9 protein-coding genes are annotated in these 13,335 nt (G+C 72.0%); 2 read left to right on the top strand and 7 right to left on the bottom strand.

Annotated elements, in window-relative coordinates; translation table 11 throughout:
* Positions 1 to 35 precede the first annotated feature (35 nt).
* Positions 36 to 1,415, top strand: a complete 1,380-nt coding sequence (locus AC3WRT_RS03265; protein ID WP_492719058.1) for a hypothetical protein — start codon at positions 36 to 38, stop codon at positions 1,413 to 1,415.
* Here AC3WRT_RS03265 and AC3WRT_RS03270 read toward each other — a convergent pair.
* Entirely contained in the window at positions 1,390 to 2,601 is a 1,212-nt protein-coding gene (locus AC3WRT_RS03270) for a sensor histidine kinase (protein ID WP_492719060.1), read from the bottom strand. The two genes, AC3WRT_RS03265 and AC3WRT_RS03270, sit on opposite strands and share 26 nt — an antisense overlap.
* Before the next feature lie 317 nt (positions 2,602 to 2,918).
* Between AC3WRT_RS03270 and AC3WRT_RS03275 the strand changes: the two genes are divergently transcribed.
* On the top strand, positions 2,919 to 3,245 hold the full coding sequence (locus AC3WRT_RS03275; RefSeq protein ID WP_492719062.1) for a hypothetical protein: 327 nt from the start codon (positions 2,919 to 2,921) through the stop codon (positions 3,243 to 3,245).
* On the opposite strand, the gene AC3WRT_RS03280 is transcribed toward AC3WRT_RS03275, so the two are convergent.
* From AC3WRT_RS03280 to AC3WRT_RS03305, 6 genes are all read right to left on the bottom strand, one after another.
* Positions 3,242 to 5,734, bottom strand: coding sequence for a sensor histidine kinase (locus tag AC3WRT_RS03280; RefSeq protein WP_492719064.1), 2,493 nt, complete (start codon positions 5,732 to 5,734; stop codon positions 3,242 to 3,244). The genes AC3WRT_RS03275 and AC3WRT_RS03280 overlap by 4 nt on opposite strands.
* Positions 5,735 to 5,883: 149 nt before the next feature.
* Positions 5,884 to 6,297 (bottom strand): nitroreductase family deazaflavin-dependent oxidoreductase, encoded by a 414-nt coding sequence (locus AC3WRT_RS03285; protein ID WP_492719066.1) that lies wholly within the window; start codon positions 6,295 to 6,297, stop codon positions 5,884 to 5,886.
* Positions 6,298 to 6,378: 81 nt separating this feature from the next.
* Positions 6,379 to 9,657, bottom strand: coding sequence for a TIM-barrel domain-containing protein (locus tag AC3WRT_RS03290; protein WP_492719068.1), 3,279 nt, complete (start codon positions 9,655 to 9,657; stop codon positions 6,379 to 6,381).
* A gap of 176 nt (positions 9,658 to 9,833) precedes the next feature.
* Complete coding sequence (locus AC3WRT_RS03295) at positions 9,834 to 11,003, bottom strand: acyl-CoA dehydrogenase family protein (RefSeq protein ID WP_492719070.1); 1,170 nt, start codon at positions 11,001 to 11,003, stop codon at positions 9,834 to 9,836.
* A gap of 59 nt (positions 11,004 to 11,062) precedes the next feature.
* Positions 11,063 to 12,283: an acyl-CoA dehydrogenase family protein gene (locus AC3WRT_RS03300; protein ID WP_492719073.1), complete on the bottom strand. Its 1,221-nt coding sequence runs from the start codon at positions 12,281 to 12,283 to the stop codon at positions 11,063 to 11,065.
* 1 nt (position 12,284) lies between these two features.
* A complete protein-coding gene (locus tag AC3WRT_RS03305; RefSeq protein ID WP_492719075.1) occupies positions 12,285 to 13,334 on the bottom strand; it encodes a phosphotransferase family protein in 1,050 nt (349 codons plus the stop codon).
* Position 13,335: the final 1 nt, after the last annotated feature.

The raw sequence follows: 13,335 nt of genomic DNA on the forward strand, positions 1-13,335 counted from the left end.
ACGGCCGCCGACGCCGCAGACCGGACGGAGACGCCATGTCACCGCGATTGCGCTCGACCCTGGCAGCCGTGCTGCTCGTCCTTGGGGTGGTGCTGGTGCCCCTGGCCGTCACGGCGACCTGGCTGCGGACCACGGTCACCGACACGGACTCCTACGTGGCGACGGTGACCCCGCTCGCGACCGACCCGGCCGTGACCGCGCTCGTCGTGAACCGCGCCACCGATCGCACCATGGCGGCGATCACCGACCAGAAGCTCGCTCAGCGCGCGATCGAGGGGCTCGAGGCCAACGGCCTCCCGCCGGCCGCCGGCCGGGCCCTGGGACTGCTCGTCGCGCCGCTCACCGACCAGGTGGAGCAGGTCGTGCGCCGCGCCGTGACCAAGGTGGTCACCAGCGACCGGTTCCCCACCGCCTGGGCCACGGCCAACCGCGTCGCCCACACCCAGCTCATCAACCTGCTCTCCGGATCCTCGACGGGCGCGCTCGTCGACAACGGCACCGACGTCAGCATCGACATCGGCAACCTCGTCACGCCGATCGAGCAGCGGCTCACAGCCGCGGGAGTGCCGCTCGTCGACAAGCTGCCACCCATCACCGCCTCGGTGCCCATCCTCGCGAGCGACGACGTGCGCACGGCACGGACCGCCTACTCGGGGCTCCGCGTGGGCGGGGTGGCCCTGCCGATCCTGGCGCTCGTGCTCCTCGTCGGTGGGCTCGCTCTGGCGCGCAACCGACGACGAGCGTTGGTACGCGTGGGGCTGGGTGTCGCGGTCGGGTGCGTCCTGCTGCTGCTCGGGCTGGCCCTCGCCCGGTCCCGTGTCGCCAGCGGAGTGCCCCCGGACAGCTCCGCCGCAGCCGTGGCCATCACCGACACCGTCATCGCCGACCTGCGCGGGCTCGTGCGCGTTGTGGTGGCGGTCGCCCTTGCCGTCGTGCTGGTGGCCGTCCTGGCCGGACCCTCGCGTGGCGCCCGCCAGGTCCGGTCCCTGGCCGACGGTGGGTGGAGCGGTGCCCGTAGTGGCGTCGACCGCGCCGCGGCCGCGCCCCTGGCCCTACCGGTGGCCGCGGGGGTCGGTGTGGTGTGCATCCTCGTCGTCGTCTTCGCCGGCGACCTCGGTCGGGGGTGGACCGTCACGCTGGTCGCCGTCGGCGTGGTGGCCCTGCTCGTGGCCGTGCTCGCCGGCCGGGGCGTGTCAACGGAAGAGGACGGCGAGGACGTGGACTCGTCGTCCGAAAGGGGGCCGGAAAGCGTGCCGGGGGGCGCCCAGACCGTCGGCACCGCAGTCGGCACCCCACCCAGCAGGCCGGCCGACACCACGGCCGACGGCACGGACACCGCAGAGATCCCCGTCACCCCCGGCGTCGCGGGTGCGGCCGTCGGCCCTGACGTCACACCGCGGGCAGCAGGAACCTGACGCTCGTCCCGCGCCCAAGCTCTGAGTCGACGTCGATGCGCCCGCCGTGCCGGGTTGCGACGCGGTGCGCGATGCTGAGGCCGAGTCCCGTGCCGGGCACCTTCAGGCTCGCGGGGTTGGTGCCGCGGAAGAACTCGGTGAACAGGCCTCCCTGGTCCTCCGGCGAGATGCCCACGCCGTCGTCCACGCACTCCAGGACCACCCGGTCGCGTCGCCTGCCGACCGACACGGCGACGGTCCCGCCTGCCGGGGTGAACTTCACCGCGTTGCTGACGAGGTTCTGCACGACGCGCTCGAGGTCGCCGGCGCTGCCCCGCACGAGGGGCAGGTCCTCCTGCAGGTCGAAGGTGAGACTGACCTGCTGCGTGTCCGCCCGGGGCCGGAACATGTCGACGACCTCCCGCGACACCTCGCCGAGGTCGACATCGACCTCCGGCACCGCCCGGTCGGGGTCGCTGACCCGGGAGAGGGTCAGCAGGTCGTCCACGAGGTCCTGCAGCCGCTGGGTGTTGCGCTCGATGACGCCGAGCGACCAGTCGCGGTTGTCCTCGGGCTCCTGACGCAGCAGCTCGACGTGACCGACGATCGAGGCGAGGGGGTTCTTCAGCTCGTGCGAGACCGTGGAGAAGAGCTGCGTCTTGCCGCGGTCGGCCTCGCGCAGCTCGGATGCGACCCGTCGCTCGACGGCATACAGGCGGGCGTTGCGGATGGCCCGCCCGAGGTCACGGCCCATCTCGAGCGCGGCCTGGGCCTCGGCGTCGGTCCACTCGGGGTCGGCCGGGCCGCGCGTGCACGCGATGTACCCGAAGCACGTCGTCCCGCTGCCCATGGGGGCGAGCAGGAGGGAGCGTGCCCCGGCGTCGTGCAGGAAGGACTCCACCTGGGCGACGTCCTCGGCGGCACCCATCGCAGCCGGCGTCGCGCGCCCGTCCCCGAGGACGGCGACAACACCATCGCGCCAACAGCTGGTGGCCAGGCGCCGGGCGATCGCCACGAGGGTGACGGGCGTGTGCACCGGAGCGCCGCTGCGGGCCGAGACGCTCTCCCGCTCGTCGTCGTCCTCACCCGCGAACGCGCGCAGCCACAGGCCTGCCGCAGCGAGCCCCGACGTGATCGGCACCGCGGCCACGTCGACGACCCTGGCCGGGTCGAGGTCCTCCTGGGCGATGCGGGCGACGGCCTGCACCGCTCACCCAACCGGACCTGCTCCGACAGGGCATGGCGATGCCGGGCGGCGGAGATCGCGATCCCGGTCTGGTTGGCGAACAGCTCGAGGACGGCCCGTTGGGTGACGTCCGGGCGCCTCCCGCTGAGCGGCAGGTCGACCGACAGGATGCCGAGCAGGCCGCCGACCACGTCGAAGAAGGGCGCGATGAGGGTGTCCTCCGGGCTCCAGGCGTCGGGGTCGCCGACCGGTGTCGGCGCCGTCCAGTCCGCGGAGACCCACCCGTCCGCGGAGCCGTCAGGCAGCTGCCCGGCGGGCACGAAGCGCAGGCTGCCCCAGTGCTCGGCGACCGCGAACTCGGCCTCGAGGTTCTCGCGCGGCGTCCGGCGGCCGAGCAGCTCTGCCCGGGCGTCGTCGTCGCCGGCGACGGCGACCACCTCCACATCACCCGAGGGCACGACAAGGCTGATGGCCGCGACCTTGAAGCCCACCACGTCCGCGGCGCCGTCCACGACCATGTCGAAGAGCGTCGAGAGGTCGTCCTGAGCGCTGACCCGGTTCATCAGCTCGGTGAGCCGGCGGAGCGCCAGCACCTCCCACATCACGCCGTCGCGCACCCTGTCCCCTATCCTGCGCCGACCCCGGAACGCGGCGACCGCCACTAGGAATCGTCCTGATGGTCACGATATGTCCGACTCGCCATGGCCGGGGCCGCTCGGGCAGATCCCGAGACGGGCAGGCACACGGTGAACGTCGCCCCCTCTTCGGGGACCGACCGGACCGACACCGAGCCTCCGTGACCCTCGGCGATGGCCCGGACGATCGACAGTCCGAGGCCGGGGCCCTGGATGGCGCGCTCGTTGGCCGCGTCGGAGCGGAAGAAGCGGTCGAAGACCCGGTCGTGGTCGCGCTCGGGGATGCCGATGCCCGAGTCGCTCACGACGAGGCGCACCATGTCGGTCCGGAGTTCGTCGACGTGCACGTCCAGCCGGACCCGTCCGCCGTCAGGGGTGAACTTCACGGCGTTGGAAAGCAGGTTGGTGAGCATCCGCTCGAGCGCGGCGGGGTCGCCCTCGACCCAGAGCGGTCGTGGGCAGATCTCCAGCTCACGGGTCAGGTCACGCTGGCACGTCACGGCCCCGACCCTCTCCCAGGCGGCGACGACGACGTCGGCCAGGTCGCAGCGGCGCAGGTGCAGCTCGAGGCGACCTGCCTCGATGCGCGAGTGGGTCAGGAGGTCCTCGATGAGCGAGAGGAGGCGGCGACCGTTGCGGTCGACCCGCGCGACGAGCTCGAGCTGGCCGGTGGTGAGTGCCCCGGCCGCGCCGTCCTCGAGCATCTCGGTGTAGCCGAGCACGCTGGCGAGCGGGGTGCGCAGCTCGTGGCTGATGGTGGAGACGAAGTCGGACTTCGTCCGGTCGAGCCGGGTCAGCTCCTCGACGGCCTGGCGCTCGCGGTCGAGCGCCACCTGGAGGGCGGCCTCCGCCTGCCTGCGCTGCGTCACGTCGTCGGCCACCGCGAGATAGCCGCTGAGCCGCTCGGCCTCGTCACGGATGCCGCTGATCGTCAGGGACACCGTGCGGCGAGCGCCGTCCTCGCGCACGTAGGTCCAGTCGCGGGTCTCCGTAGACGCTCCCGCCCGGACCCCGTGCACGAGGACGTCGAACCCGGGCTGACCGGGCTCCTCGATGCCCAGCTCCACGGCGCGCCGGCCGATCTCCTCGGGCTCGTGCACCAGGGACGCGTACGACCGGCCCACCGCCTCTGCCGCGTGCCAGCCCAGCAGGTTCTCGGCGCCACGGTTGAAGAGGGTGATGCCTCCGTCGAGGTCGGTGCCGACGATGGCCGTCGCGGTGGCGGCCTCGAGCACCGCCTCGACGAAGGTACGCGCCGCCCGCTCCTCGGTGACGTCGACGCCGGTCTTGACCAGGTGCGTGCGCTCCCCGTCGTCGTCGGTGAGGTAGGCGTTCGACCACACGATCCGGCGCAGGCCCAAGCCGGGCACTCGCCAGTCGTGCTCCTCGCGGAGGGGCACCTCACCAGCCGCGATCCCCGCCAGTCGCCGCGCCACGGCCTCGCGGTCGTCGACCGGGTAGACGTCTGCCGCCGCGCGCCCGACCAGCTCGTGCTCCGGCGCCCCGAGCAGCCGCACGGCCGTCGCGTTGAGCCGCACGATGACGCCGGCCCGGTCGATGACGAGGATGGCGCTGGCTGCCGTGTCGAGCACGGCCCCGCTCAGCTCGACCTCGCTGCGCAGGTCCATCAGGGCGGTCCGGCGCTGGGTGACCGCGACGGCGAGCGACAGCGTCGTGACGGCTGCGGTGGCCATGAAGGCCTGGGTGAGCGCGCCGACGGTCTCGGGACGGATGCCACCTGTCCGGGCGGCGGCGGCGAAGGGCCCGGCGTTCAGACTGGTCAGCGTCACGACGAGGACGGCGACGAGCAAGAGCTGCACGGCGACGCTGCGCAGTCCCAGGCGCAGCGCGCCCCAGACGAGGAACGGGATCACGAGGAAGGCCAGTGGCAGGATCTGGTCGCCGTGGAAGACCCATGCGGTGAGGCCGACGACGGCCACCCACTGGACGAGGTCCTCGAGCCCGGGGCGGCGGGTCCGGCGCGTGCCCGCGGCGATGCCGAGCGGCGCGACCACGAGCACGGCTGCCGCATGCGACGCGGTGACCGCGGACGCGGTGGCGACGAACGGCGCGTCCAGGCCGATGCCGACGGTGAGGCCGGCCAGCACTCCGAAGACGACGGCCCCGGCCAGCGTCGCGGCAAGCAGTCGCCAGAGGTCCTCGATGGAGGCGAGGGTGGGTCGCCGACCTCGCCGGGTCAGCAGCCCGTAGACGACCGCGACCTCGGCGGCGTTGGCGATGCCCAGGCAGGCCGCGACGACCGGTGGCCGGCCACCGTAGGCGTTGGCGGCGCCGCTCGAGACCAGGACGCCCACGACGAAGAGCCAAGCCCGTGGACGTCCGGCTGCCGTCGTCGCGAGCAGGAAGGCCACGGCCAGGCCGGTCGCCGGCCACCAGACGGCCACGCTGGACCCGGGTGGGGCGAAGCGGACTGCCGTGGCCCCGAGCACGAAGACGCCGACGAGGGCCAGGACCGCAGCGAACCACCACCGCGCGGGTCCGAGGAAGGCAGGTCTCACCCTGCGGCTCCGGGGGCCGGGCAGCGCCGAGGCGTCGCTCGTCGACGCGTGGCTGCTCCAGCCGCCTGCCCGGATCTCATCCACTCATGATGTCGCAGGAGCACCCGCCCGCGGGCAAAAAGGACATTCCCCTCGTGTCGCCGCCGGGGTCACCAGCCGGACTGCATCGCCGTCCGTGCGGGCGCGGCGACCCGGGTGAGCTGGAGGTACCCGCCCGCCATGTCCTGCTTCTCGAGCGCGCGACGGGCCAGCCCGCGCGCCGCCGCCAGTGCGACGCTCTTGTCGACGAACGTCGGCTCCGTGCAGGTGAAGTCGCGCCCCCTCCACCGGATGGTGCACCCCTGGGCCGCGCGGACGTTGCGCACCCAGTCGGTCCGCCGGCCCCACGGCAGCGCGATGACGAAGGTCGTCGGGGTCGGGATGACGGCGACCGGGGTCGCGTAGTCCTTGCCGCTCGACCGCCCACGATGGCGCAGGACCGCCCACATGGGGAAGAGGCGGTGCCCGGCGAGCCGGACGGCAACCTTGTTGAACTTCTTCACGGCTGCGGGTGGTCCTGCCATGCCCTCAGCATCCTCCCGGGCCGCAGGTGCAGCGCCCGTTTCCCGATGGCGTATGCCGTGAGCCCCGGCCCGCGCATCGTGTCACCGGTAGCTGACCACCGTCTTCTGCGTCAGGTCACGCACCGGCGCAGCGACGGTCAGCGTCCGCGTGGCCTTGTCGTACGACCACGAGTCCGCCGACAGCTTGTGCCCGTCGACCTGGACGACCGACGGGGCGCTGGCCCCGAGGAAGGTTGCGGTCCACGTGCGCCTCGTCGGCTGGCTGGCATACGTGCCCTCGGTCCGGCCGATCCTGAGCCGGTGGTTCGGCCCGTTCTCGGCATAGTCGATGACGGTCGTCGCGCTGTGGGTGAGGTCGGCAGACTCGCCGCTGTCCTCGTAGAGCGACATCCGACCCTGCGCGCCGGTGGCGACCGTCACGGTGACGGCGTCGAGCGGTTTCGCGGAGTCGTTGGCGACGTCGCCCGTGCGGGTCGTGACGATGCCACCCGACCGGACGAAGACCGGCATCGTCGACAGGTCCGTCGTGATCTTCGCCGTCGTGCCGCCCTGGTAGGTCTTGCCCGTGAACCAGTCGGTCCACGTGCTCCCGGTCGGGAACCACACGGTCGTCGTCGCGGTGTCGCCGGGCGAGCTCACGGGGGCGACGAGGACGTCGGGCCCGTAGAGGTACTCGCTGCCGGCGAGGGCGTAGGCCTCCTGCTCGGCGGGGTACTGCAGGTAGAGCGGTCGGACGATGGGCGTGCCCGTCGCCGTCGCCTCACGCGCCAGTGTGTAGGTGTAGGGCACGAGCCGCTCACGCAGGTTGAGGAACTTGGTCGCCGACTCCCCCGCGGCGGCTGGGTACTGCCAGGGCAGCCGGTCGCTGTGGTTGGAGTGCAGCCGCTGGAACGGCTGGAACGTGCCGAGCTGGACCCAGCGCGCGTAGAGCGGCCCGGAGAGCTGGGTCGAGCCGGGCTCGGCCCCCGGCAGTCGCTCGCCGCCGGTGTGCCCACCGATGTCGTGCGTCACCGAGGCGTTGCCCGTCGCGACGGACTCCCCTGGGGTGTAACCGATCTCGTAGTGCAGCGTCTGCCAGTCGGAGATCGTGTCGCCGGTGAAGTGCATCGTGGTGCGCTTGTCGGCCCAGGGCCCGGTCGGCACCGGGGTCGGGTTGCCGTAGCCGCCGGCCTGGAGCGAGCCGTAGGCCCGCGAGAAGGCGAAGCCGCGCTCGGTGCTCGGGGCCGTCTTGGTGGCGTACTGGTAGTTGATCCACGCGTCCGGCGTCACGCCCGGAAGGCTGCTCGCCGACGAGCTGTCGCAGCACCAGTCGAGCCACCAGAAGTCGAGGTCGGCGTCGAGCGGCTGGTGCAGGTCCAGGTAGGACTTCAGCTGCTTCGGGTCACCCCAGTCGAAGACGTGGCAGTCCTGGGCTCCGCCGCCGCAGTAGCCGGGCTGGAGGGCACCACCGGCGGTCTGCTGCGCCGCCGCATACCGCGGGTCGTTGCCGCTGATGCTCGGGTGGATGTTGAAGGAGGTGTGCACCCCTTGGCCGTGGAGGGCGTCGATGAAACCGCCGACATCGGGGAACTTCGTCTTGTCGACCACCCACCCGTTCCACGGGTTGACGTCCTTCCAGTCCGTGTCGACGATCATGACGTCGAGCGGCATGTCCTCCTTGCGGGCCCGTTCGAGGATGGAGAGGAACTCGCTCTGGGTGCGGTCGAAGTACTCGGAGTACCACACGCCGTAGGTCCAGCGCGGCATGAGCTTCGTCGAGCCGGTGAGCGTCGAAAGGTCTTGTAGCGCCGTGGTGTAGCGCTGCCCGTAGCCGAAGACGTAACCGTCCTGGTAGCCCTCGACGCCGTGCGCGGGACGCTGGGTCACCTTCTCGGTCTTCGGGTCCCACAGGGCGGACGCGGTGTCGTCGAGGAGCGACCAGCCGTCCTGGTAGAGCAGGCCGGGCGCGGTCCGCGTCTCGCCGTCGACGTTGTCGAGCCCGCGCCGGTAGCCGCCGAGTGCAGCGTGCGGGGCGAGGAGCGGGGCCGAGGCCGAGGTCACCGCGACGGTGTCGAGGTTGACGTTGCAGCTCGACGCCGTCGGGCAGCCGAGCGCGATGGTGTTGTCGCCGGGGGCGAGCGTGACCTTCGTGCCCACCGTGCGCCAGTTGCGCCAGCTGCTCGTCGGCGGGAGGTCGACCGTGGTCGTCGTGGCCCCGTTGGGGGTGACCGACATCGAGCGGGTCTGCAGGGGCGCACTCCCGGCGAGGTAGTTCGCGTAGCGCAGCTGGATCGAGTAGGTCCCGGCCGCGGGCACACCCTTGACCGTCAGGGTGTCGGACGAGCCGACGCGTTCGAGCCCGGCGACGAACCCGTCGCCGGAGTAGCCGTCGTGATCGGTCGCCTTGCGGGCGCCGCCGGCAAGAGTGCCTGTGTCGGCCTCGCACAGCCGGCCGAAGGTGCAGGCCGCCGGGGTGGGCGCCGGGGTCGCGGCGGGATAGGCGGCACCGCCGGTCAGCACGGCGACGTTGTCGACGTTGACGTTGCCCGAGTTCGACGCCTCGCGGCTGATGCTCAGCGCGTGCCGGCCGGCCGTGAGGTGGACGGGGACGCGAGCGAGCGCCCACGTGTCCCACGACGACGTCGGGGCGAGCGCGAGGGTCTGCCCGGTGCCGCCGTCGACGGTGGCGGTGAGGGTGCGGGTCACGAGCTGGCCGTCACCGCCCCGGTTGTTGGCATAGCGCAGCGCCACGTCGTAGTCGCCCTCCGCAGGGGCGACGACGGTGAGGTCGAGGGAGTCGCCCGTGCCGGAGAAGCCGGCGACGAAACCGGTGCCGGAGTAGCCGGTGTGGTCGGTGGCGAGGCCGGGGCCGTCGAGGCGCTGGTCCTCGGCCTCGCACCGCACCCCCACCTCGCAGAGCACCTCGGCCGGCCACGGTGCGGCGGTGACCGCCTGCGGGCCTGCGTCGAGGGCGATGTCGAGGTTCTTGTCGTTGAAGGGCCCGGAGTCGAGGCGGTAGCGCAGCGTCACCGTGGACGTCGTGATGGTCAGCCAGCCGTCCTTCTGGCTCGACGTGAAGTCCGTCGGAGTGAAGGCGTCGCGACCCACGACGTTGAACGTGCCGGCGTCCTCGAAGTGGCCGTTCCCGGCATACTCCGTGCGGATGAGGGTCGGCGAGAGGACCTCGAAGCGAGCCTTGCCGGCCACGATCGTCGAGCTCCCCAGGCCCTGCGCCTGCGGCACGTCGCCGGTCGTCTCCGCACCCACCGCGACACCGGCACCGCCGGTCACCGTGGCCGCGACCATGGCGACGGCGCTCAGCGCCACCCCCAGCCCGGTCGCGCGCACTGCCGCTCCGGGACGGTGTCTCGTTCCGAACATCGTCGTCCTCTCGTTCGTGCGACGTGCACCTGCGCATGTCGAACGAGCGTCATCGCAACACGAGCCGGAGAGCTCGGCCACGTCAGATCCGTTTGTGTCCGGTTGTCCTGTCCGGTGGCCACCGGGCAGCAGACCTCCGCCGGTCGCGTATGCCGCTGCGCCGGGTCGCCGTCGCGTCAGCCCAGGTGCCCGCGCACCGACGCGTGTCTCTTCAGCAGGTTGCGCGCGATTGTCCGGCGCTGGATCTCGTCAGTGCCCTCGTAGATGCGCAGCAGGCGCAGCTCGCGGTACCACCGCTCGACCGGCAGCTCGCGGGTGTAACCCATGCCGCCGTGCATCTGGAGAACCCGGTCGACGATCTCGTTGGCCTTGACGCCGCCGTAGAGCTTGGCCATCGACTGCGACTGGCGCGAGTCGAGGCCGCGGTCGACCTGCCAGGCGGCGGTGAGCACGAGCCAGCGCAGGGCCTCGATCTCGACGGCGGAGTCGGCGACCATCCACTGGATCGCCTGGCGCTCGGCGATCGGCTGCCCGAAGGTGACGCGGTTGCGCGACCACTCCATGCCCATCTCGACGAGCCGCTCGCACGACCCGAGGGCGCGGGCAGGCAGCATGTAGCGGCCCTTGCCGATCCAGCGCATCGCGAGGTCGAAGCCCCTGCCCTCCTCGCCCAGGATCGCCGAGTGCGGTACGCGGACGTCCTCGAAGACGAGCGCGGCCGGCCCCCACTCGCCCATCGTGTCGATGGGCGTGCTCGTCCACCCGCGGTCGCGGTCGACGAGGAAGCAGGTGACCCCGCCGTCCGCGCCCAACTCCCTGTCCGTCACCGCGAAGACCATGACGAAGTCGGCCTCGTTGCCGCCGGTGATGAACGTCTTCTCCCCGTTGATGACCCACTCGTCACCCTCACGCCGCGCGCTGGTGCGGATGGCGCGGGCGTCGGAGCCGGCGCCGGGCTCGGTGATGGCGAAGCACGACCTGCGGTTGCCCTCGATCGTCGGGCGGAGGTAGGTCTCCTGCTGCTCCTCGGTGGCCGAGAAGAGGATGTTGTCGGCCTCGCCCGCGAAGCGGAACGGCACGAAGGACCGGCCGAGCTCGATCTCGATGAGCGCCGCGACGACGGCGCCCTGCCCCATGCCGCCGTGGCTCTCGGGGGTCTGGATGCCGAAGAACCCGGACGAGCGCGCTTTGTCCTGAAGGGCTTCGAGCTCGTCGGCCGTCAGGCCCCGCTCGTTTCGGCGCTCGCGCTCGAGCACCTGCGACTCGAGCGGCAGGATCTCCTTGCGCACGAAGGTCCGCACCCAGTCGCGGATCTCGCGCTCCTCGGCGCTGAGGTCGAAGTCCATCGTCGGTCCCTTCGTCGTACGGTCGGTGGAACAGCGGGGCGTATGCCGTCCGCCGGCGGTCAGCGGGCGGCATACCTCCGCAGCTCGGCCTTGGCGAGGGCGTTCTTGTGCACCTCGTCGGGTCCGTCGGCGAAGCGGAGGGTGCGGATGCCCGCGAACGCCGCCGCGAGCTCGGTGTCCTGGCTGAGCCCGGCGGCGCCATGGGTCTGGATCGCCTTGTCGAGGACCCACTCGACGGTCTTCGGGGTCGCGATCTTGATCGCCTGGATCTCGGTGTGCGCACCCTTGTTGCCGACGGTGTCCATCAGCCAGGCGGTCTTGAGGACGAGCAGACGGAGCTGCTCGATGCGGACGCGGGACTCGGCGATCCAGTCGCGCACGACACCCTGGTCGGCGATCGGCCGACCGAAGGCGACACGCTCGGACGCCCGGCGGCACATGGCCTCGATGGCGACCTCGGCGAGGCCGATCGACCGCATGCAGTGGTGGATCCGGCCGGGGCCGAGGCGGGCTTGCGCGATGGCGAAGCCGCTGCCCTCCTCGCCGATGAGGTTGGTGGCCGGCACGCGGACGTCGGTGAAGCGCAGCTCGGCGTGGCCGCCGTGGTCGTGGTCGTCGTAGCCGAAGACCTCCATGCCGCGGACCACCTCGACGCCCGGGGTGTCGCGCGGGACGAGGACCATCGACTGCTGGCGGTGCCGGTCGGCGTTCGGGTCGGTCTTGCCCATGACGATGAGGACCTCGCACTCGGGGTTCATCGCCCCGGTGATCCACCACTTGCGGCCGTTGAGGACGTAGTCGTCGCCGTCGCGCCGGATGCTTGTCTCGATGTTCGTGGCGTCGCTGCTCGCGACGTCGGGCTCGGTCATCGCGAACGCCGAGCGGATCTCGCCGCGCTGCAAGGGTTCCAGCCAGCGCTCCTGCTGTTCGGCGTTGCCGAACTGCGCCAGGACCTCCATGTTGCCGGTGTCGGGCGCCGCACAGTTGAGGACCGCCGGTGCGAGACGGATGCAGCGGCCGGTGATCTCGGCGAGCGGCGCGTACTGCAGGTTGGTCAGCCCGGCGCCGAGGTCCCCGGGGAGGAAGACGTTCCACAGCCCGAGGTCGCGGGCCTCCCGGCGCAGGTCCTGCAGGACGGGGGCGGTGCTCCACGCCCACCGGTCCGGCATCGCCGAGACCTGCTCGTCGAAGACCGGCTGCGACGGCACGATGCGCTCGTCCAGAAACCTGAGCAGCGCCTGGCGCAGCTCCTCGGTGCGGGCGTCGAATGCGAAGTCCATGTCAGCTCTCCTTGACGGCGGCCAGACCAGCGGTGACGAGCGGGACGGTGGCATCGCCGATGGTGGCAAAGCCGCTGCCGACCGTCTGGCCCTGGGTGTAGCGGTAGTGGATGCCCTCGAGGATCACGGCGAGCTTGAAGTAGGCGAGCCCGAGGTGGAACGAGAGGTGCCCGAGGTCGCGACCGCTCTCGGCGGCATACCGCTGGCGCAGCTCGGGCGCGCTGATCCAGCCCGGGGTCCGCGACACGTCGGAGACGGCGACGCTGTCCATGATGAGCGGGAGCGTCTGGTAGGCCTCGAGCAGCGCCACGTCGGTGAGCGGGTCACCGATCGTCGCCATCTCCCAGTCGAGCACGGCCGTGACCTCGTCGTCGGTGCTGACGAGGACGTTGTCGAGGCGGAAGTCGCCGTGCACGATCGTCGGATCACCCTGTGCTGGAATGGATTCCGTGAGCCGAGCGTGGAGCTGGTCGATGCCCGGGAGGTCGCGGCTGCGCGAGGCGTCGAGCTGCTTCTTCCAGCGACGCACCTGCCGCTCGAGGAAGCCGTCGGGCCTGCCGAAGTCGCCCAGTCCGACCGAGGCGGGGTCGACGGCGTGCAGGGCGACGAGCGTGTCGACCAGGCGCTCGCTGATCGCCCGCGCCCGCTCCGCCCCGAGAGGGCGCAGCTGCGCCTCGAAGCGGTAGGGGGTGCCGTCCACGCGCTCCATGACGTAGAACGGCGCTCCGATGACATCGGGGTCCTCGCAGAGGGCATACGTCATCGGCACCGGGACGGCGGTGTCGCGCAGGGCGGTGATGACGCGGTGCTCGCGAGCCATGTCGTGGGCGGTCGCGAGCACATGCCCCAAGGGTGGCCGGCGGACGATGACGCTGCTCGTCAGGTCGCCCACCTCGTAGGTGAGGTTGGACTTGCCGCCCGCGAGGACCCGTGCCGTCAGCGGTCCGTCGAGCAGCCCCGGGACCTCCCGGTCGAGGAAGGCCCGGAGCCGGTCGAGCGGCAGGCCCGGCGGGTCGCTGGTGGCGTCAGGGGTGTCGCGGGCGTCCGCCACG

Source organism: Terrabacter sp. FW104-15G4B, assembly GCF_058790095.1.

What these genes read in the sequence shown, in the direction of transcription:
- AC3WRT_RS03290 (WP_492719068.1), bottom strand. Translation starts at nt 9,657, where the DNA reads ATGTTCGGAACGAGACACCGTCCCGGAGCGGCAGTGCGCGCGACCGGG.
- AC3WRT_RS03285 (WP_492719066.1), bottom strand. Translation starts at nt 6,297, where the DNA reads ATGGCAGGACCACCCGCAGCCGTGAAGAAGTTCAACAAGGTTGCCGTC.
- AC3WRT_RS03265 (WP_492719058.1), top strand. Translation starts at nt 36, where the DNA reads ATGTCACCGCGATTGCGCTCGACCCTGGCAGCCGTGCTGCTCGTCCTT.
- AC3WRT_RS03295 (WP_492719070.1), bottom strand. Translation starts at nt 11,003, where the DNA reads ATGGACTTCGACCTCAGCGCCGAGGAGCGCGAGATCCGCGACTGGGTG.
- AC3WRT_RS03300 (WP_492719073.1), bottom strand. Translation starts at nt 12,283, where the DNA reads ATGGACTTCGCATTCGACGCCCGCACCGAGGAGCTGCGCCAGGCGCTG.